Below are 21,782 nucleotides of genomic sequence, written 5' to 3'. Positions count from 1 at the left end.
TTTGCATGCTGCTTACAAAATTAACTCAAGCCATTGTTCTTTCGTTACCGGACCGAAATAGAAGGGCAGATCAATATCAGCTGTAAGCTGCTTTAGAGCGGAAGCTTCATAACGAATGCCGATCAGTTTCTGAGCAACTTCATTGCTGTCGCCACGGCCAAAAAAGTCTCCGTAAATAGCAGCGTTCACAATCAATCCTTCTTCAACCTGAAGGCGAACGTCAAAGGTGCCAACTCCTTCGATTCGTTTCTTCTGCTGTACATTAAAGGATGGAGAACGGCCATAGTTCCATTCCCAGCTGCGGTAGCGCTCTTCCGCCAGCTTGTGTATATTTTGCCAGTCCTGTTCAGATAACTCGTAGAACGGGATTTCAGCAGATTGCTCAAAGATGGACTGAAGCAGTCTTTGCCTAAACTGCTCTATCGTCATAGGCTCCTTCAAAAACTCTGTAATATTCGCCACGCGGCTGCGGATCGACTTCGTTGACTTCGATACATATTTCTCAGCATTTGCCTTTAGCGCAGATACAACATTTTCGATTTCAGAATTAAACAGCAGCGTTCCATGACTGAACATTTTGCCCTTCGTCGAAAATTGCGCATTGCCGGATATTTTTCGCTCGCCAACCTGTAGATCATTTCGGCCGGTCATTTCGGCGTCTACACCCAGCTCTTGAAGCGCACGTACAACAGGCTCGGTGAACTTCTTGAAATTGTGAAAGGACTTACCGTCATCCTTCATAATGAAGCTGAAATTCAAGTTGCCGAGATCGTGGTAGACGGCTCCCCCTCCAGATAGTCTGCGGACGACGTGTAGCCCACTGCTCTCGACGTAATCTGCATTAACTTCCTCGACGGTATTTTGGTTTTTGCCAATGATGATGGATGGCTCATTTATGTAGAAAAGCAAGTAGTCATCGTTGTCAGGCAATGAACGCAATATATATTCCTCTAATGCCAAATTAAGCGTTGGGTCGGTGATGCCATTATTGCTTACAAAACGCATGATCTTTGTCCTCCTATGCTGTAGCTCATATTGGCATTATACCTGTACGTCCTGTTCCTTATCAAATGAAGGTTCGTACTTAATGGGTACAACCTATGCATAAGCTGAAATAATTCGTATAATCGAATGAGAAAAAAAGCTTGATGCAGAGGTGAAGCAAATGGAAGCGAAATTTTGTATGTCATGCGGTCATGAGCTCGAAACCCGTGACGTTGACGGTACGATGAGGCGAGCTTGTACAAGCTGCAGCTTCGTTCATTGGGGAAATTATAGCATTGGTGTCGGAGCACTGGTCGTAAAGGATGAGAAAATTTTGCTCGTTCGCCGAGCACAAGAGCCTGGAAAAGGTAAATGGACGAATCCGGGCGGTTATATTGAGCAGCTGGAAGCCATTCAAGACACGATTGAGCGAGAGGTTATGGAAGAGTGCGGCGTGCAAGCAATCGTAAAAAACGTTGTAGCACTGCGTGATCAGCCGAGAAATATACATAATCTGTACGTCGCATTTGAGATGGAATATGTGAGCGGAGAGCCTACCCCGGATTTTGTGGAGGTTGACGCTGCCGGTTTCTTCACCTTGCAGGAGCTGGAAGCAATGGATGTTGCCAGTTTTACACAGTGGCTGGTTGATGTTGCTTTCCATGGACAATCACAGGGACTCAAGATAGATATGTCGCCTGTCGTGCCTTTGAACGGTTATGGATTATTTCGAGTATAAAATACAGCTATTAACCAGATGAAATGTTTATCCTGTTATTTATAGTAGAGACCTTCCTTGCAGAAGGTCTCTTTTTTGCGAATTAGAACACCCAGTATACCCAATACGATAATAGAATTAACGTGAATACAACGGTAATCGGAATGACGATTGAAGTTACCTTCAAATATTGGACCCAGCTAATTGGAACTCCGCCTTTACGTACGATATGCATCCACATAAGCGTTGCCAGTGTGCCAATTGGCAATAGGAGCGAACCGATGTCACTGCCGATGACACTAGCGAGATAAGCAATTTTCAACGTCAGAGGATCAAGCCCCATATTCATTAGTGTAATCGTACCGACCATAAGTGCGGGATGGTTGTTGAATAAATTGGAGAGTACGCTTAAAAGTCCGCCCATGAGGACGCTGGCGTGAAGCAGGCTTCCTGAGATGAGAGGCTGCATAAGATGAATAAGCCAATCCGTTAAACCGATGTTGTTAAGGCCATAAATGATCACATACATGCTGAAAGCGAATATGAGTATATACCAAGGTGTTTTTTTGAGCATGTCCGCCGGTGAAATTTTTAAGTGGTACCAACGCCAGCCTAGCAGAAGAGCAGATCCGATAACAGCCATTGCAGCGACGGGGAAGTGGATGTAGGAAGCGACAAAGAGGCTGATACGAACACAGAATACAAAAATAAGAATATTGCGCATGAAGCGGTTGCGGTTCTCTTTAGGCAAGGTTTCCTTTAACGGATGGCTGCCGGGCATAAGATTCCACCTGGAAGCGGGAGGAAGTGTTTTTGGAAGTGTGCGATAGAAGACGGCAAACAGCAGGAGCGACAAGAGGACAAGTCCAAGCGAAGCGGGTACGAACATCATGGCGGTATGCATGTAGAGATCCATATGAACAATTTTTAACGCAATTAAATTGACGATATTGCTTACGCCGATAGGGGCACTAGATGCCGTTGCGATTAATGCGCCAGATAAGAGATAAGGTATTTTTTGATGTTTTTTTAGTCCCATATTTTGCAGCAAGAGCAGTAATATGGGCGTTGTAATTAAGATGCTTCCGTCGTTGTTTACAAAAAGCGTCATGAGAAAGCAAAATAAGTTTGTTAGCCAAAACAAACGAATGCCGGAGCCGCGTGCTTTTTTGGTGAGCAGCTCGGCTGCCCAGTAGAAAAAACCGAAGCTTTCTAAAACAATGGCCATAACGATAGTAGCAATAATGGTGACCGCAGCCCCGCTTATCGTTTCGGTTATTTGACCGAGATCGGAAAGCGAGACGCTTCCGCTAAGAAGAACGACTGCAGCTCCGATTGTTGCGGGTATCGCTTCATTGACCTGCGGTCGCCAGAAGATGAAGCTGATTGTTAGAAGGAACGCGGAAATGGTCATAATGATCATTAAGTCATGCATGCTTTAACCTCTTTTCAGTTTTGAACCCTTTTTTTGCTTTATTGTGCAGCACTCCTTTTCTAGATAGAACCTTAGGCTACTTGGAAAACTAGCATTCTAGCAAAGCTAGAGATCCTCCTTTCTCTTATTTATTTTGTATCTATGTAGTGTAAGTATACGTACATGATAGAGTGTTCGTACTGGTCAATATCCCTATCTCTATCAAAATCTGCTAGTATCAATTGAAGATATTTGCCCCATAATGATAGATAGCTTCTATGGATTAAAGCCCAAAAAAACCCTCCTAACGATGGTCGTTTGGAGGGTTTTTAGTCGCTCTTCCATACTTGCTTAAAATATTGAGTAGGAGAGAGGCCGACATATTTTTTGAATACTTTGCTGAAATGATAGGGATCGTTGATCCCGACTAGATAACCGATTTCTCCTATGCTGAGCGGCGTCGTTTCAATCAATTGTTTCGCTTGGTTTACTCGAACCGCGTTGATGTACCGAATGATCGATTGGCCGGTAACGAGCTTAAAGGCACGGTTTAAATAATCATAGTTGCCTTCAAATGCAAGCTCAATGTCTTTGCCGGTTATTTTGCTCTGATAGTTTTGATGGATATAATCGAGCAGCGCGTTAACCTTAACAACCGACTTCGAATGAATTCGGTCGTTGCGCTTCAGCTCATCCATAAAATATTCACGTGAGAGCTCAACGAGCCATTGCATAAATTGAAAAGCAGTTAGGCTTCTATTGTAATACCTGCGCATATAGAGCTTCTGCATTTCATTTAATGCATGCAGGATGAGATTAAATCTGGTTTTATCAGAAATCGTATGGTATTTGGGGAAGTAGCAGTGATTTGGATGGATTCCATTAACGGTAGGCTTATGCTCAATAAACGGAGACTGGTCATGCTCAACAATAAAGTAATTGGCTAAAGCCAGCATATCATCCCTATACACAGCTTTAATATCTGAATGCTCAAAGTGAATGTAATAGTAATCGCAAACATGCTTTGCAGTTCCTTCATGATTCAAATTGGGCTCAAGAATAAGCAAGTCACCTTTACGCAGAACATAATGATTTTTCTCCTCTTTAATATGGAGTTCTCCACTTCTGATGAAATAGAGCACATACTCATTTATATTTCGTTTGAAATGAATCCACGGGCTTCTGTAAGCAATAAACCCCATAATTTTTATGCGAGGCACTAAATCCATGTTCATGGACAGCAATAGTTATGACCTCCTTCACTCCGTAAAAGTCGCTTTTGTACAAAAAGAGTCTAGATCGGACATTCCCGTTCATTCTAACACAAACTATACTGGGTTTGTAATTGAAGCCACTATAAGGACGGGATGAAGCATATGAAGAAGCTGAAAATAGGCGTTATTGGGCTTGGCGGCATTGCTAACTTTCATATTGAAGGCATCTTGGCAAGTGAACATGCTGAAATATGGTCGATATGTGATTGTAATGAGGAAGCGCTTTTGGCCAAAGGCAATGAACTGGGTATTCAGCTTGAGCGGCAGTATGTAAATCATTTGGATATGTTAAAGCAATCAGAGCTGGACGCTGTGACCATAGGCACACCAAACAGCAATCATTTTCAGATCGCGTATGACGCCATTATTCATCGCAAGCCATTTGCGCTTGAGAAGCCAATTGCCCTTGATGCGAGGGAAGCAGCGATTCTTAGACAGGAATTAGCGAATCATCCCATCCCTCATATGGTGTGTTTCACGTATCGTTATAAATCCGCGGTTCGATATGCGAAGCAGCTGCTTGAGCAAGGCACGCTTGGCAAGATCAATCACGTATACAGCCAGTATTTGCAAAGCTGGGGTATTAATGAGGAAATTCCACTGCTCTGGCGATTCCGCAAGGATCTGTCAGGATCGGGTGCGCTCGGTGATTTAGGTTCTCATATTCTCGATCTTAAGCGCTTCCTTATCGGAGAAACCGTGAAGGTTATCGCTGATGCAGGAACGATTGTAAAAGAGCGGGACAACCTAAATGGAGAGGGCAAAGGCGAGGTGGATGTTGATGATTTTTGCCATGTGCTTGCCCGTTTCGAAGATGGCGGCTCCTCTACGATGAACATATCTCGTTTCGCTTTTGGCCGCGGCAATTACCAACGGATCGAGATTTACGGTACGCAAGGAGCGCTCATCTACAACCTTGAAGAAGAGGATAGCCTTGAAATCAGGCTTGGAGAGGATAAGCAATTCCGTAAAATCGATATTCCAAATTCGTTCGCAGCAAATCAAATGCAGTCCTTCTTTAATTTGCTGAACGGCAAGCAAGATGGTCTCGACGCAACAATTGAGGATGGTTATATCAATCAGCTGACTCTGGATTCTATTCTCCTATCCACTCAGGAAGAGCGCTGGATTACGATAACACAGGAGGCTTCTAACAATGGCTAATATAAAGGTAACTGTCTGGAATGAATATCGGCATGAGAAACAAAATGAACAGGTAGCAAGCATCTATCCCGAAGGGATTCATAACGCAATTGGCGGCTACTTGAAAACAGTGGATGGCTTTGAAGTAAAGACAGCGGTTCTCGATGAGCCTGAACATGGGCTAAGCGATGATGTGCTGTATCATACGGATGTGCTCATCTGGTGGGGACATCTCGCTCATGCTGAGGTGCGGGATGATATTGTCGAGAAGGTGCGCGCACGCGTCATGGAGGGCATGGGGTTAATCGTTCTTCATTCTGGCCATGGCTCCAAAATATTTGAGCGTTTGTTAGGCACTAAAACAGGAGATCTCAAATGGCGCGACGATGGCGAGAAAGAGCGGGTTTGGGTTATCGAGCACGGCCATCCGATTGCGGACGGCTTAAATGATTATATTGAAATTCCGAAGGAAGAAATGTACGGGGAGCGCTTTGACATACCCGCGCCAGATGAGCTCGTATTTATTTCCTGGTTCGAGGGGGGAGAGGTATTTCGAAGCGGCTGCTGCTACCGAAGAGGAAAAGGCAAGTTGTTTTATTTCCGGCCTGGACATGAAACATTCCCGATCTACCATCATCCAGATGTGCTGAGAGTCATTGCGAATGGCGTACGATGGGGGGCTCCTGTTCAAGGCGCAAGCATATCGCTAGGACGTGTTGCTCCGCTCGAGCCAATTGGAAATTAAATGGTGAAGGTGTCTTATCTTTCTGTTTAGACAGAAAGATAAGACACCTTTTTTATTTTTCCAAAAAAGAGGCATTTAAAACGGAGTGAAATACGACACCTTTTCCGCAATGAAAACGGTTTCTAACGAAGAATGATCTAAGCATAATGAAGGAGAAGCATAAATAAGAGGAGGGTCAATCCTATGAAATGGTACAAAACAATTTCGTACGGGGTACTAGCGGCGGTAATGGCTTTTACGATTACGGCGTGTGGAAACGGAAATAACGCACCTGCCAATAGCGGAGGAAATGCTCCGAAAAATGAAAGCGGTAACGCTCCGGCAGCGGGTGGCAAAAAAGTTACTATTGAATACTGGCATACCTATAGCGATCAAGAAGAGAAGGTGCTCACGGAAAATATTAAGCCGCTCTTTGAGAAAGAAAACCCAGGTATCGAGCTCAAGCTGACAAGAATGCCATACGAGGGCTTGAAAGAGCAGGTTATTGCCGGAGTAGCGGGCGATGCAGCACCTGACCTCATGCGAATGGATATTATTTGGGTTCCTGAATTTGCCAAGATGGGAGCGCTGCAAGATATAAGCAAGAACGAGGGTTTCGATGCATTAAAAGCAAATACGTTCGAAGCGCCTATGGAAACGAATGCATATAACGGCGGCTACTATGGCGTTCCAGTAAACACGAATACAAAAATTGCTATCTACAACAAATCGGTTTTGGATGAAATCGGCATAAAAGAAGCTCCTGCGACAATGGATGAGTTCGTTGCAGCAGCCAAGCTTGCGGTCGCAAAAGGCAAACCGGGCGGTATTGGCATCGGCGGAGCGAACGTATGGGCAGCATCGCCTTACTTCTGGAGCCTTGGCGGTTCATTGACGAACGAGGACTATACAAAGGTTGAAGGCTACTTGAACAGCCCGGAGAGCGTAAAAGCGCTCGAAACGATTGTACAGTGGAATAAAGACGGACTCGTAACGCCTACGATTCTTGGCGGCGAGCCAGGCGCATGGGACGGTATGAAAAACAATGATTATATGATGATTGATGACGGCCCTTGGTTTTACAGCATTCTGATGAACGAAGCAGAATCGAAATTCAAACCGCTGGAGCAAACGGTTCGCGGCTTGATTCCTACTGGTGCAGGCGGCAGCCGATCTGTTGTAGGCGGCGAGGATCTTGTTATCTTTGCAAACTCGAAGCATCCGCAAGAGGCGTGGACATTTGCAAAATGGATGCTTGGCGACGAGCCGCAAAAGATCATGAGCAAGCTTGGTCTTATCCCTACAAACAAAACGGCAGCAAACGATCCGGCATTTCTTGAGCAGCCATTCGTTACAGAATACGTGAAGCAGCTTGAAACTGCACTGCCGCGCACACCGATTCCACAATACGGCGAAATGGAAGGAATCGTTAATCTTGCTTTTGAGAAAGCGGTCCGTGGAGAGCTTAAACCAAAAGAAGCGCTCGATGAGGCAGCGAAAAACATTGAAGCTATTTTGAAGAAATAAGTGAAATGCTAGAGCCTTCATCTACTGCAAAGGTAGATGAAGGCTCTAGTGAGATGAAGGATAGGGAAGGAGCATCAATATGTCTATACCAGTGACGGGGCAGCCGAAGCAAGAGCAGCGAATTCCGGCAGGCGTAAAGTTGAAAAAGGGCATTCAGCAGTGGATAAAGGTTATGCCTTATATCTTTCTTGGTGTTTTAGGAACGGCCGTATTCGTTATTTATCCGATGATTAAAAACATAATTATAAGCTTCCAGGAATACAGCATTATGCCTAATGCAGAAAATCCATTCATTGGCTTTGCAAACTACGTATCCGCATTTACGGATCCGAACAATAAAGTGTTAATGGCAATCCGAAATACGTTTCTGAACGTCGCGGTAACGGTACCCATTAACTGGTTTCTTGCCATCGTGTTTGCGGTCTTAATTAATATCCACTTCGTTAGGCATAAGATTGTGTTCCGTACGATTTATTATTTGCCCATCATCACGTCTTGGATCGTGGTCGCCTTCTTGTTCCGCTTCTTGTTCGCTGGCGGTGAATATGGCTTGATCAACTATATCTTTTATAAGCAGCTTGGCATATTCCATGAACCGATTAATTTTTTATCAAATTATTGGACGGCTATGATTGTCATCTGGTTGTTTCATATTTGGAAAACGGTTGGTTGGGGCGTAGTCATTTATTTGGCGGCCTTGCAGGGCATTTCGAAGGAATATTATGAAGCGGCGAAAATTGATGGCGCTAACGGAACGAAGCAGTTCTGGAGCATTACGGTTCCGATGTTAGGTCCTGTCACCGCATTCGTTCTTATTAACCTAATTAACGGAGCATTCAACTTCTTTCCACAAGTGTACTTTATTACGCGCGGTGGTCCGATGGATCAGACACAGACGCTGCCAAGCCTTATGTACATGCAAGCATTTAAGAACTTTAACTTTGGTTATGCATCTGCGGTAGCCGTCATGATGGGGATTGCAGTGTTTTTACTCACCTATTCTCAGATGAAAAAATTCGGCAATCAGCGTTTTTTGTAGGAGGGAGAAGAAATGAAAACTAAATGGCATATTCAGCTACTAGTTTACAGCATTATCGTGCTTGGTGCGTTGGCTTTTCTATTTCCCTTCGTATATATGATTATGACGAGCTTCATTAAAGGGGCATACTCGCTGCCGCGGCCTAAGGAAGTATTCTCCGTCATCCCAAACCTATATAACTACCAGCTAGTATGGAGCAAAAATAATTTTGCAAGGTATTTCCTGAACAGCTCGCTCGTTACCATCGTGTCTATGACAGGAAGTTTGTTTCTCGGCTGTTTAACCGCCTACGGGTTTGCGAGATTTACGTTTCCGGGCAAAGAGTTTCTATTCCGAATGTTTCTTCTGACCATGATGATTCCCGGAGTGATCAACATTATTCCACAGTTTCTAATTATCAAATCATTTGGTTTGGTTAACACCTACTGGGGGCTATGGTTAATTTATATCGGCGGCGGTGTTGTTGGCAGCACGTTCTTCTTGCGCGGATTCTTTCAAAGCATTCCGAAGGAGTACGAGGAGTCCGTGTTGATCGATGGCGGTGGCAGCTGGCGCATTTTCTGGAATATTTACCTGCCTCAGTCGATGCCGGCGATTGCGACGCTTGCAGTTCTTTCCTTTCAAGGCACATGGGAGGAGTATTTCACGGCTCTAGTCATTATTAAGGATGAGGCGCTTCGGACGCTGCCAATTGCACTGCTGATGTTCAACGATAAATATGCGACAAACTATTCATGGGTATTTGCTGCTTCCATTATAGCGCTCATTCCGACGATAATCCTTTATATTATTTTCCAAAAAAGATTCGTACAGGGTGGATTTAACGAAGGCGGAGTGAAGGGTTAAATCTAAAAACAGGAGCTATCAAATGAAACGTAAAAGAAATCGAAATAGAATAAGTTCATCAGTCATTGTTGTCATTACCTCTTTTATGATCCTTGCTTCCGGCTGCAGCGAGCAGAAGGAAATAAAGGCGGAGCTTGTGAATAGCCAAGGTATAATAAGTCGCTTGTCGACCGACAAATCGGCTTATCGTCCCGGCGACAACGTTCATTTTACGTTGGATTTGGCTAAAACGGAGTCAAAAGCGAAGGTGATTGTCCAGTATCGCCATCTAGGGGAGAAGATCGCTGAGCAAGAAGTCAAGGTGGACGGCAATTCATTGGAATGGGATTGGACGCCTCCAAAGGAGGATGGCCGAGGTTATATGGCTGAGGTTTTCTTTGCAACGAAGGAAGAAGTGAAGGATCATCAGAACATCGCAGTTGACGTGTCCACAGACTGGAGCAAATTTCCTCGTTACGGTTATTTGGCGGACTTCCACAGCATGAATGGGGAAGAGATGGCAACAGTAATCGAACGTCTGAATCGGTTCCATATTAACGGCGTTCAGTTTTATGATTGGCAGTATAAACATCATCAGCCTCTGAAGCTGGAAGGCAATCAACCAGCGTCGGAATGGCCGGATATTGCAAACAGGCCTGTCGCCTTGGATACAATTAAAGGCTATATTGACCTTGCGCACAGCAAAAACATGAAGGCGATGAACTACAATTTATTGTTCGGGGCATATGAGGGGGCAGAGGAGGACGGTGTCAAAAAAGCGTGGGCGCTGTACAAAGATCCTTCGCAAGCGAATCAGGATAAGCATCCATTGCCAGACAGCTGGGCCAGCGACATTATGCTCTATGACCCAAACAACGTGGAGTGGCAAAACTATCTGATTGATAAAGAAATTGAAGTATTTAACCAATTGAAATTCGACGGCTGGCATGTTGATCAATTAGGCGATCGCGGAGCGCTTTGGAATGCCAAAGGAGAAAGTGTAAAGCTGGCGCCGGGCTATGTATCATTTCTGAAAGCAGCTAAGGAGAAGCTGGATGTCGACTATGTGATGAACGCTGTCGGACAGTATGGGCAAGCCTTTATGGCTCCTCAGGCTCCTCTCTCATTCCTATATACCGAAGTATGGGACGGGCATCCGAAGTATGGCAACCTGAAGGGGATTATCGATCAAAACAACCAGTTTAGCAAAAATAAGCTAAACACGGTGCTTGCCGCTTATATGAACTATGATTTGGCAAACGCGAGCGGGGAATTTAATACGCCAGGCGTTCTGCTTACAGATGCAGTCATCTTCGCATCCGGCGGATCCCATCTGGAGCTTGGGGAAAATATGCTGGCCAAAGAGTATTTCCCTAATCGAAATCTCTCCATTCCAGCTGAACTGGAAGAGCAGCTTATTCGCTATTACGATTTCCTTGTCGCTTATCAGAACATTTTGCGAGATGGAGTAGAGGAATCTGAACTAATCGTATCAAGTACAGGGGACACAAGTGTTTCCGCTGCTCCAGAGCAAGGGAAAATATGGTCCTTCGCGAAGCAGAAAAGCGGAAGCGACATCGTTCACTTCATTAACTTCACTGATGCTAAAACCATGGAGTGGAATGACAGCAAGGGCGAGCAAGCTGTGCCTATTGAGCGTAAAGAAATAGACATTTCCATTGAGACAGAGCGTGAAGTTGCAAGTATCCTATTCGCCTCACCAGACTATTATCAAGGATCACCTATTAAGCTGAGCTTCAAGCAGCAAGAAGGCAAGGTTACACTTAAGCTTCCAGTCCTGAAATACTGGGATCTACTAACCATTAATTACAAGTAAGGTTGCGATAGCAGGCAGAACCAAGCGATACGAAAGATAGTTTTCGTGCGCTTGGTTTTGTACACTAAAATGAAAGCGCTTGCTGATATGAACGTAATGCATGAGAATGAATGGAGCGAAGCCAGCATGGCTGCGCTCCTCTTCTATAAAACCTTCTATTTTAATCGTGTTGATTTAGGTAAACTAGGAGTATCTTCTTTAACAAGGTGGGCAGCTTATGGCGCGCTTCGAGAAAATAACGAACCGATTTGCTTCAAAAATGATTTTAGCATTTTTACTCATTATTTTGATTCCGACCACTTTATCGGGTTTCTCTTTCTATTTGGAATCTTCCGCGCTTGTAAAACGAAATGTTAGAGCATCTACCGTTCAGGTTACCAAGCAAACCGCAGATGCCTTGTCTTCTATTTTCAACGCGGGAAGCGATACATCCGATTTAATATACAGTGATTTGAAGGTGCAAAAATCAGCGATGCAATATACCTCGAGTCCGCTTAGCGAGCAGATCGAGATGACGCAATCATTAAATACGCTGCTTAATAACGTCGTGTATTCAAGCTCATTCGTAAGAATTGTTTATATCATTAAAAGTGGGGGCATCGGCTGGGGGAGCGGCACATTTTCTACACCCAAACTGCGAAAGGTTGACTTGAATCATCAAGAGTGGGTAGCGGAGTCGAAAAAGCAGGATGGCGGGTTCGTATGGCAGCCGATGCGAAAGGATCCTTTTAGCGGCGGTGGGGAAAATACTGATCTTGTACTCCCGATCAGCCGTGCGTTAAAAGACTTTGAATCGCTTCAGCAAATCGGTCTGCTGGTCGTTAATTTAAATGGCGAGGCCATTATTAATACGATTAAGCAAGTGAAGCTGGGGGAAACCGGACGTTATATGGTCGTTAACCCCAAAGGTGAAATTATGATCGATGCGGATCTTTCACGAATTGGTCAGATGGTGGAGGATGCCAAACTGCATGAGTTGATCGTACATAATGATGCAGTTGAATTCGAGTACGCTAATAAGGGCGTCCATTATTATGGCGTAAAGCAGCTACTAAGCAATGGTTGGCTGCTGGTTGGCACAGTTCCTACGCTTGAAATAACGGGGGCGCTGGATAAGCTGCATACACGTATTTTAATAACCTCAGCATGCTTCGCTTTGCTTGCGGTGCTCGTTGGTCTTCTCATCGCGAAGAAGGTTACGAATCCAATCAAGCAATTAACGCTAGAGATGAGGAGAGTTCAGCAGGGAGATCTATCTGTTCGAACAGCGTTAACGTCTACAGACGAGATTGGGCTCATGAGTAGGCATTTTAATAAAATGCTGGATGAAATTGAACAGCTGATGCTACGAGTGGAGCAGGAGCAAAACGAGAAGCTTGAGGCCGAGGTGCGTGCGGTCACTTACCGGATTCATCCGCATTTTCTCTACAATACGCTTAGTACGCTCAGATGGCTGATTCGAGCAGGAGAGATGGAGCGAGCCGATCAAGGGCTAGCGGCTCTAACTAGACTGCTTCAAGCGAATATGGGCAAGAACGGGCAAATGATTACACTTGCGGAAGAGCTGGAGATCATTCAGAAATATATCGTTATTTTAGAAATGCGGTATGAGCAAAAATATGCTTTGGCTATAGAGGTACAGCCTGGGGCGGATCAAGTGAAAATTCCAAGGATGCTGCTTCAGCCGCTCGTTGAGAATGCGATCTTCCACGGCTTCGTGCCGCTTAATCGCGGAGGAGATATTACGATTAAGGTGACAGAGCAGCAGGGAGAGCTGCGGATTGTGATCCATGATGATGGCTCAGGAATATCAGAAGAGAAGTTGAAACAATTGAATGCAAAGGAAGGTATGACGAAAGCAGGCATAGGAATGAAGCATGTTTATGATTCCTTAAGGCTTTATTATGGCGCAGGCTCGGGCATATCTGTTACGAGTGATATTGGACTCGGTACTCATATTCATATCGTCATCCGTTTATAAACCTAAAGCTTCCGAGTTCAGATATTGCTGCCTACAACTTCGAGGAGGAAATGACGTGAACGATTATGTTTTGATTGTGGACGACGAGCCGATTATTCGAAACGGGCTTAAAAACTTCATAAGTTGGGATGAGCAAGGGCTGACCTTAGTAGGAGATTGTGCAAATGGCCTTGAAGCATTTGAACGGCTTCGATCTCAGCCTATTGATATTTTGATAACGGATATTAAGATGCCAGTTATGGATGGACTGGAGCTAACGCGAAAGGCGCTGGAGGTTAATCCGCTAACCAAGGTTATCCTAATTAGCAGCTACAATGAATTCGAATATGTGCGTGAGGGGATGAAGCAGGGTGCTGTCGATTACTTGCTTAAGCCGTCACTGGAAGCGGGGGAACTCATTGCTGTACTCGTGCGATGTAAAGAAATGCTGCAGCAAAACCGCAGACAAGTCGTGCAAAATCAACAGTTTGATGAGCAATTGGTTTTCCTTGCGAGAAGACGTTCTGAGCAGGAAATCATACGCTTGCTCGCAACCAACGAGTCTGAATCTAAATTAGTTGATCTTTTTGATCAGCCAAATGATCGCTACGTTTGTGCTTTTGTTGTATCGGATGGTCTAAACGAGTGGCGGGAACGATACGGGGATTTGCATATTAGCATCATGTATGAGGATATGCAGGCTTTATTTTATGAGCAATTCCAGTATGGCAGTGCGCCGATTTTGACGGGAGAAGGTCTCTTTATGATCTTACCTCTTGTGGAGAATGCAGAAGGTGAGCTTGAGCGCTTCAAGAACCGGGTTGCTGCTGAACTATCGACCTCAATTTCTATTGGTTACAGTGTGGAGCAGGAAACAGAGCGGGTGGAAACAGGACTCAGAAAAAGCCGAGCTGCAGGGGAACGAAGATTTTTTGAAGGTACGGGCAAACTCTTTGCCTATGAACAAATACCGGATGAGAGCGAAGCGGGGTCTAATTATGAGGGAATGAACATGCAGGTTATGGTTGAGCAATTTCGCACCGAGGACCATACAAAAACAGTCATCGATCGCTTCGTTTCAAGCTGGACGAAGGGTGCTCAAACACCGGAGCACGTAAGAAAAGAAGCATATGAACTGCTCTCTGCCTATGCTTTTGTGAACGGAGGCTCAAAAACGCTATCAGATTTCCGAGAACATATTTGGCGCTGTGAGACGGTTGTTCAGCTCGAATCGACTATCCGTCAATTGTTTGAGGAAATGGAACATCCCAATCAGCTGAGGTTGGTTGATAAAGGCCATAGCGGACAGTTAATCACTAAAGCCATCGCCTACATTAAGCTCCATTACCGAGAAGACTTAACACTGCAACAAGTAGCGGATAACATACATGTAAGCAAAAGCTATTTTTCGAATTTGTTCAAAAAACAGGCAGGTCAAAATTTCATCGATTATTTAATCGATTTGAGGCTGCACGAAGCAAAACGGATGCTGGTTAAAAACGAGTACAAGATTTATGAGGTAGCTGAAAAATCCGGTTTTAACGATGTGAAATATTTTAGCAAGCTGTTTAAAAAGATGACTCAGATGACACCTGTAGAGTATCGAGATAAGCATCAACAATAGTTGATGGAGGAGATTGCCATGCTTATAAATAGGCTGATAATAATAGTGTGTTTACTTGCAATCAGCTCAGGCTGCAGCCAGCAGTCTATTCTTACAAATGACAGCAAGGTCGAGAAGTTAACAAATACTGAGAATACGGAAATCGAGTTCTGGCATACGTACAGTGATCAAGAGACTCGAATTTTGGAGGATATACTTATTCCTGCGTTTGAGGAGGCGTACCCCGCTATTCACGTCGTTCCTGTTCGGCAAAGCAACAATATGGAAATGAAATATACGCTCATCTCCAAGGCATCTTCCAATAGAGCGCCTGATGTAGTGCGTATGGATATTGTATGGGTGCCTGAGTTTTCCCAAAGCGGATTGCTGCTCCCCCTGAGCGAATACGATGATTTTGGCAAAATAACGCAATCGCTGCAGAGCAATACAGGCTCAGCAGGTTATTATAAGGGTTCCTATTATTCTCTCCCCGTTAATATGAACACGAAAATTGCTATATTTAATCGGGCATTGCTGGAACAGGCTGGATTATCGAAGCCGCCTGGAACTTTCCAGGAAGTGATTGATCTTGCTAAAAAACATCGATTCATGATTGGTATAGGGGGGCTTGAGTCGTGGAAGAGCTTGCCTTATATTTATGCGCTGGGCGGACGTATGACAGATGATTCATATTCGAAGGCATCTGGCTATTTGAATGGAGAAGCGACAATCAAGGCGGTTGAGCAGCTTTTATTGCTATATAAGGAGCAGTTGATTGATCGTACGGTTATTAACGGCGGCGGAGATAATTGGGAGGGGGTAAAGTCAGGGAAAATATTGGTCACAGATGATGGACCTTGGTTTTACAGCGTTTTTCAAGGCGAAGAGCTGGAGAGGGCGATTAACACAACAATAGCAGTTCCGTTTCCGCCGGTTTTTGGTCCTGCCTCCATATTGGGAGGAGAAGATTTAGTTATTATGAAGGGCTCGAAAAATCCATTGCAGGCCTGGACATTTATGAAATGGATGGTCAATACGCAATCGCAAATTGCAATGTCGCAAACAGGCATAATTCCGACAAACTTGGAGGCCAAAGAGATAAAGGCGCAGGGTGAATCCTTTATTCATCCGTACACGGAGGCGCTTGATCATACATTTCTTCGTCCGCCAGTGAAAAGGTATAGTCGAATTGACGCTATTTATATAAAATATATGACCAAAATTTTTCAAGAGGAACTTTCGGTTAAACAGGGATTAACGGAAGCAGCCGCTGAGATTGATCGTTTGTTAAAGCAGTAAAATAGATTGATCCTCTAGACGAGACATGTTGTATGCAAAAAAAGTAGGAATCTATTTGTGATTCCTACTTTTTTTATTTCGAAGCGGCAGTCTGCTCCTTAACGGAGCTGAGCCATGCATCTTTAATATGAATTGAATTCACATCACTCAATCATCAGAATTTCACGAATATCCTTTTCCGATAGAGAGGATAGAGCCTCCTGACCAGGCTGGATAACCTCGTCAATCAGGTTCATTTTCTTTTGCTGAAGCTCATACATTTTGTCCTCGACCGTGCCTTGCGTTACAAGCCGGATGACCTGTACGACGTTTTTCTGTCCAATGCGATGTGCACGATCGGCTGCTTGCTGCTCGACGGCGGGGTTCCACCAAAGGTCGTAGAGAATAACAGTGTCGGCACCCGTTAGGTTTAGTCCAGTGCCCCCGGCTTTTAACGAGAGCAGGAAGAGGTCGCGCTCACCGTCGTTGAATCGATTACAAAGCTCGACGCGCTCGGAGGCTTTTGTTTGCCCGTCCAAATAAAAATGAGTAATGCCTCGGTAACCCAGCTCCCGTGCGATTAGGCCGAGCATCTCTGTAAATTGTGAGAAGATGAGCAGCCGCTTGCCAGCACTCTGGCATTCCTCGATAATTTCGAGGAGCTGCTCAAATTTGGCGGAGCTTCCTCGGTAATCTTCTACGAATAAGGCAGGATGGCAGCAGAGCTGGCGAAGCCTTGTTATTCCAGCCAAAATTCGAATTCGATTTTGCTGGAAACTTTCATCGTTCAAATGCTTCACTGTCTCCTGCTGCAGCTTAGCTAGGAAGCCAACATACAGCTGTTTCTGTTCAGGCAGCAGCTCCGATGCTTGAATCGACTCGATTTTGTCAGGCAGCTCCTTCAGTACATCACTTTTCAGCCTGCGCAGCAAGAACGGACGAACCCGCTTGGCGACAGCTTCTCGCGATAGCTCGTTGAAAGCTTGCTTGCTAGGAAATAACGCTGGGAAAACGGCTCCGAAAATAGACCATAGCTCCTCCAGCGTATTTTCCACGGGTGTGCCAGTCAATGCAAAGCGATACCCGGCATCAATTGCCTTAACGGCTTGCGCGGTTTGAGTCGTATGGTTTTTGAAATATTGCGCCTCGTCCAAAATAAGCGTGTGAAAGCTTTGCTTCATATAATCTTTAATATCTTTGCGCAGCAAGGGATATGAAGTTATGATCACATCCGCCGAAGAATCACCTGTCAGCACGCCGCTGCGCTCTGACTTGGTGCCATCGGCAATAACGGCGCGAACCTCTGGAGCGAATTTCTTCAGCTCATTCAGCCAGTTGTAGGCGAGTGAAGCGGGAGCAACGATTAATGCTGGCTGCTCTCGCCTCCGAATCTCAGGAAGTACGGAAACGACAAATGCGATGGCCTGCACTGTTTTTCCGAGCCCCATATCATCGGCAAGAATGCCGCCGAAATGGTAATGGGCAAGTGTCTTCATCCATTGATAGCCATACTGTTGATAATCCCGCAGCACGTTCGCGAGATTGTCCGGTACAGGGAAATCCAAATTGTCGGGGTTACGCATGTTTTCCAGCAGCCGGCGGAACAATTTTCCAAGTCTTACCGCATTTCCGTTCTCATGTGAACCAATGAGATGAAGGCCGCGGGCTGTAGGTATCCGAAATTCGGTTCCTTGAATATCGCTCTGGCGCAGGCCGACCTCATTTAAGAAATGGATGATCTCTTGAAACTCGGCGCCATCAAGCGGCAATAACGAGCCGTTTGGCAAGCGGTGGTATTTGCGCTGCACTTCAAGCGACTTCAGCAGGTTCCGAATTTCCGATTCAGGAATGCCGTCCATATCGAACTTGAATTCCAGCCAGTCTGTACGCTCATCTACATTAACTGTTACTTTTGGCGCTGCATGCTTAGTCACAATTCGTACTTTAACAGCAGAGGTAGCGTACACGGTCAGCAGCTTCTCAAGCCGCGGGATGATATGGTGCAGAAATTCGAATTCCGAATCCTCGTCCTCCATGAAATAGCCGCCCTCTGTTTTGGCGAAGGGAACCAGCTCCATCAGCTCGAGAATGAGCCGCTCTTGTTCTCCGTCCCGCATGAGAATGCGATCAGTACCGCGTGATTTCTCGCTTCCTTCTAAAGGATTAATAATAATGTCGCCATATTGGAACTCAAGCCCTGCGACTAACCGATCTCTTACCCGGTCCAAGTAAAGCTTCGCTTTAAGCTGCGTTTGCAGCACGCGGTCAGATATTGATTCCGCAATGCCGACACTGCCCAGCTTCATTAGTCCCGGGATGACCCTTTCCATAAACGGCTCCATTTGCGCAGGGGCAATATGAATCTTTGGCTTGCGCGAAGTGTCGAGCAGCTGCTTCATCTCCATAAGCCGTGTGCAAGATTCCGGTTTCAGCTCAATTAGCTTGCCATTTGTGATGACCAGCTCATAATCTTCCATAATGATGATCTGATCAAGTCCCTGAATATCCATTTGATAGCCGTCGCTTGTAGCTTGATCAAACGCAAAATGGAGCGGGAGCGCTTCGTCACTCCGTTCAACTCCATGAAACGTTTGATTGTTATAGAGCAGCTGTACGGTCGGTGCAGCAGTTAGCAAAGGAAGCGTCTTATCCCATGAGGAGGGAGGTACAAGCAGCATACGGTCTCCGCTTGCCGGAGCCTCTCTTAGAATTGAGCGGGACAGCGATTCCCTGAATATCTTTTCATTTCGGTAGATTTGAATAAGCCTCGCAAGCACCGCATCATTCTCCTGCTGAAAGCTGTGAACGGCTGGATCATAGGTGAAATGTTTCGAGAAAACGTAAGGCTCCCGCCGATCGACCTTTTCCAGAAATTCTCGTATTTGCTGTACGATATATAACCGTTTTGGGCCAACCTTAAGCTCAATGCCGAACATATGCTTTCGGAAGCCGTAGGGGAAAAGCTTAACAGAAATCTCTACTTCAAGAGTGGTGCGCATGTCCAAAAGCGACCGGCTTCCGCTTGTGCGGATCGGACGGTGGCTGAACAAGCCTAACATGCCGTTAGCCAGCCGAGTATCGGCTGCTTCTAACCCCGCTTGCGCGGCATATCGATTACGGAGATGGGTTGTATCTGCTTCGTCATCATCGTAGTAAGGCCTATCCTCTGGATGAAGGAGTGAGGGGTAGATACGGGCAGGCTTATCAAACTCATTTTGAAAATGATGAATTTGCAGCAGCGCCGCAGCTACATGCTGGCAATACTTATCGTAGGTGCTGAAAGCGAGACAGGAGCACTCCGCTTCGACGTCTCCATCCAGGTCAATATCGATCGTAACCTCATAGCGATGGTTGCCCATTACGATAGCTTTAAAGCTGCTTGCCTCAGGACCTTGGTCCGCAAGCGTAACTTTTCCATCTTTATAGTAGGCTTCGCCGCGTTCGTAGAAGGTATCGCCGCATAGCAGCTTAATAACTCGCTCGGACAACTGTACGCTCATGGTATGGTTCCTTTCCGCTAGCGGAACGCTTGTTCCGATGTGTAAGTTAATTCTTATCATAGCAGAATATGTACAGCAGGTCACAATTCAAAATGTGGGCATTGGGCTTCTGAAATAAAAGCCTAGCATGAAACAAGGTTTATGCTAGCTCTACTTTTGATGTGGTCTAGGCAGCTCTTACTGAAATTGAATGCAATCAACGGTATAATGTAGGAAGAGAAGCTAAGCTTGATTATGGGGAAAGGAGCTGGACAACCATGCATTACCGACGACTTGGAAATAGCGGCCTCAAAGTATCCGCGCTCGGTTTAGGTACCAACGCTTTTGGCAAACGCGCAGATTATGAGGCTTCAAAACAAATCATTCATAGCGCGATAGACAATGGAATCAACTTTATCGATACAGCTAACATCTATGCAGCCACCGAATCCGAAAAAATCATTGGGCAGGTGCTTGAGGGACAGCGTCAACATGTTGTTTTAGCTACAAAAGCAGGGCTAGTTCGGGGAGCAGGCGTAAATGAGCGCGGCTCGTCCAGATTTCATTTGCAGACGGAACTGGAACAGAGCTTAAAACGTCTAAAAACCGACTATATCGATCTATATCAAATTCATACGTTTGATCCTGAAACACCGCTTGAGGAAACACTTCGAGCACTAGAGGATATGGTACGCTCTGGCAAGGTGCGCTACATCGGAGCTTCCAATTACTTTGCGTGGGAGCTGATGAAGGCGCTCGGAATCAGTGATCGGCTTGGGATTAACCGCTTCGTATCGACACAAGTAAGCTACTCCTTAGCGGATCGAACGCCGGAAAACGAGCTGGTTCCGATGTGTCTAGACCAAGGCGTGGGCATCATTCCGTATTTTCCGCTGGCTGGCGGCATTTTGTCAGGAAAATACAGCGCAGCACAGCAAGCGCCAGAGGGCTCTCGCGCTCAGACCGACCCGAGTTTCCAGCGATTTATCGATACTAAAACCATTGCATTAGGTGAAAATGTAGCGAAGCTTGCGGAACAATTGGACTGTACGCCAAGCGTATTATCACTCGCGTGGCTCATGCATCAGCCTGTCGTATCTACAGTCATTGTGGGAGCGACAAAGGTGGAGCAGCTCAAAGAAAACTTGAAGAGTGTATCCTTGCAGCTGACCGCAGATACAGAAGAGGAATTGCAGAAGATTAGCCGCCCATTCCGTATGGGTGAACCTTTTGCATGGTATCGCTTGCCGTAGAGATAGACACAACGGGTACCCACACGCAAAACACTTTGAAGAAGGTGCATGGCTTGTGGGTGCTTTTTTGTATAGAAGCCTTGTTATTGTTGCATTCGTGGGCAAATTGTAGATGCAGACTTGTTTCATCTCTATCCGATTTGTTTTATAAGTTATTATCAAATAGGAGGAGAGTGAGAGGCATGACGGAGAAGCAAACCTATTATGTATCGATTTCTGGAAAGCGGGTCGAGCCTGAACCTTCCATCAATGATCAGTTAACGGTAACCGCAACGCAGGCGGAGATCAGTGAGCTTCAGCAGCTACTCGACCAAATTCAGCGGGACGATGAGAAAACACAATTTCGCGCACCAATCCCTTATAAATCAGCTGATAATGACAAAGCAACCGACAAGTTTAATGAGGATATCATCAAGGTTTACGAAACCGTATATGTGTTAGGCACGGCAGAAACTAGAGATCATATTCGCCAAATGAATATTTTAAACAAGCTGCAAGACTCTGATTACGACTATCCCGGATATGAGCGATAAAAAAACGGTAAGCCAGTAAACAGATAAGAGGCTGTCACTAAAGTGAACTGCACCCCGTCAAGTAGACATTACAAATAATAAAACCTGTTAAACGGCCTTAGTCCTAAACTCCATTGGACTGAGGCCGTTTAGTTTCGCCTGTAATCGTTCGTAATTGTAAAAGTGAATGTAGGCTTCAATGTCCCGTTCAA

The 21,782-nt window shown here is 45.4% G+C and carries 17 protein-coding genes; 12 read left to right on the top strand and 5 right to left on the bottom strand.

The genetic code is table 11. The features are described from left to right. Window positions 1–12: 12 nt before the first annotated feature. On the bottom strand, window positions 13–1,005 hold the full coding sequence (locus tag AC1DOV_RS29460) for a lipoate--protein ligase (RefSeq protein ID WP_477551742.1): 993 nt from the start codon (window positions 1,003–1,005) through the stop codon (window positions 13–15). Window positions 1,006–1,165: 160 nt separating this feature from the next. On the opposite strand from AC1DOV_RS29460, the gene AC1DOV_RS29455 reads away from it, so the two are divergent. Next, window positions 1,166–1,723: an NUDIX domain-containing protein gene (locus tag AC1DOV_RS29455; RefSeq protein ID WP_441884386.1), complete on the top strand. Its 558-nt coding sequence runs from the start codon at window positions 1,166–1,168 to the stop codon at window positions 1,721–1,723. An 82-nt stretch (window positions 1,724–1,805) separates the two neighbouring features. Here the strand turns inward: AC1DOV_RS29455 and AC1DOV_RS29450 are convergent, their stop codons facing one another. Together AC1DOV_RS29450 and AC1DOV_RS29445 are read right to left on the bottom strand one after the other, a co-directional pair. Beyond that, on the bottom strand, window positions 1,806–3,137 hold the full coding sequence (locus AC1DOV_RS29450; RefSeq protein WP_076270376.1) for an ArsB/NhaD family transporter: 1,332 nt from the start codon (window positions 3,135–3,137) through the stop codon (window positions 1,806–1,808). A gap of 308 nt (window positions 3,138–3,445) precedes the next feature. Beyond that, window positions 3,446–4,351, bottom strand: a complete 906-nt coding sequence (locus tag AC1DOV_RS29445) for an AraC family transcriptional regulator (RefSeq protein WP_441884460.1) — start codon at window positions 4,349–4,351, stop codon at window positions 3,446–3,448. Between the two features lie 141 nt (window positions 4,352–4,492). On the opposite strand from AC1DOV_RS29445, the gene AC1DOV_RS29440 reads away from it, so the two are divergent. The 9 genes from AC1DOV_RS29440 (at window position 4,493) to AC1DOV_RS29400 (ending at window position 16,347) form a co-directional block, all read left to right on the top strand. Then, window positions 4,493–5,554: a Gfo/Idh/MocA family protein gene (locus AC1DOV_RS29440; protein WP_477551741.1), complete on the top strand. Its 1,062-nt coding sequence runs from the start codon at window positions 4,493–4,495 to the stop codon at window positions 5,552–5,554. Continuing rightward, window positions 5,547–6,278 (top strand): ThuA domain-containing protein, encoded by a 732-nt coding sequence (locus tag AC1DOV_RS29435; protein ID WP_477551740.1) that lies wholly within the window; start codon window positions 5,547–5,549, stop codon window positions 6,276–6,278. Before AC1DOV_RS29440 ends, AC1DOV_RS29435 begins: the two co-directional genes overlap by 8 nt. Window positions 6,279–6,461: 183 nt before the next feature. Continuing rightward, the gene (locus tag AC1DOV_RS29430) at window positions 6,462–7,784 is read left to right on the top strand and encodes an extracellular solute-binding protein (RefSeq protein WP_441884376.1); all 1,323 of its coding nucleotides are present in this window, start codon (window positions 6,462–6,464) and stop codon (window positions 7,782–7,784) included. A gap of 79 nt (window positions 7,785–7,863) precedes the next feature. After that, window positions 7,864–8,823 (top strand): carbohydrate ABC transporter permease, encoded by a 960-nt coding sequence (locus AC1DOV_RS29425; RefSeq protein ID WP_477551739.1) that lies wholly within the window; start codon window positions 7,864–7,866, stop codon window positions 8,821–8,823. A gap of 12 nt (window positions 8,824–8,835) precedes the next feature. Then, a complete protein-coding gene (locus AC1DOV_RS29420) occupies window positions 8,836–9,669 on the top strand; it encodes a carbohydrate ABC transporter permease (protein WP_076270382.1) in 834 nt (277 codons plus the stop codon). A 22-nt stretch (window positions 9,670–9,691) separates the two neighbouring features. Further along, window positions 9,692–11,485: a glycoside hydrolase family 66 protein gene (locus tag AC1DOV_RS29415; RefSeq protein ID WP_477551738.1), complete on the top strand. Its 1,794-nt coding sequence runs from the start codon at window positions 9,692–9,694 to the stop codon at window positions 11,483–11,485. A gap of 217 nt (window positions 11,486–11,702) precedes the next feature. Beyond that, window positions 11,703–13,466: a cache domain-containing sensor histidine kinase gene (locus AC1DOV_RS29410; protein ID WP_477551737.1), complete on the top strand. Its 1,764-nt coding sequence runs from the start codon at window positions 11,703–11,705 to the stop codon at window positions 13,464–13,466. Window positions 13,467–13,521: 55 nt separating this feature from the next. Beyond that, entirely contained in the window at window positions 13,522–15,069 is a 1,548-nt protein-coding gene (locus tag AC1DOV_RS29405) for a response regulator transcription factor (protein WP_477551736.1), read from the top strand. A gap of 18 nt (window positions 15,070–15,087) precedes the next feature. After that, window positions 15,088–16,347 carry an extracellular solute-binding protein gene (locus AC1DOV_RS29400; RefSeq protein ID WP_477551735.1) on the top strand — a complete coding sequence of 420 codons (1,260 nt, stop codon included), beginning with the start codon at window positions 15,088–15,090 and terminating at the stop codon, window positions 16,345–16,347. Window positions 16,348–16,490: 143 nt separating this feature from the next. On the opposite strand, the gene AC1DOV_RS29395 is transcribed toward AC1DOV_RS29400, so the two are convergent. Next, window positions 16,491–19,826 carry a DEAD/DEAH box helicase gene (locus AC1DOV_RS29395; protein WP_477551734.1) on the bottom strand — a complete coding sequence of 1,112 codons (3,336 nt, stop codon included), beginning with the start codon at window positions 19,824–19,826 and terminating at the stop codon, window positions 16,491–16,493. A gap of 257 nt (window positions 19,827–20,083) precedes the next feature. On the opposite strand from AC1DOV_RS29395, the gene AC1DOV_RS29390 reads away from it, so the two are divergent. After that, complete coding sequence (locus AC1DOV_RS29390; RefSeq protein WP_477551733.1) at window positions 20,084–21,058, top strand: aldo/keto reductase; 975 nt, start codon at window positions 20,084–20,086, stop codon at window positions 21,056–21,058. 182 nt (window positions 21,059–21,240) lie between these two features. Further along, complete coding sequence (locus AC1DOV_RS29385) at window positions 21,241–21,591, top strand: hypothetical protein (protein WP_441912881.1); 351 nt, start codon at window positions 21,241–21,243, stop codon at window positions 21,589–21,591. 87 nt (window positions 21,592–21,678) lie between these two features. Here the strand turns inward: AC1DOV_RS29385 and AC1DOV_RS29380 are convergent, their stop codons facing one another. Then, window positions 21,679–21,771: an IS3 family transposase gene (locus AC1DOV_RS29380; protein WP_477510785.1), complete on the bottom strand. Its 93-nt coding sequence runs from the start codon at window positions 21,769–21,771 to the stop codon at window positions 21,679–21,681. Window positions 21,772–21,782: the final 11 nt, after the last annotated feature.

The organism is Paenibacillus sp. 01T47 (assembly GCF_056398245.1).
The sequence above is the reverse complement of the archived record's forward strand: the minus strand, read 5'-3'. Positions and strand labels throughout refer to the sequence as shown.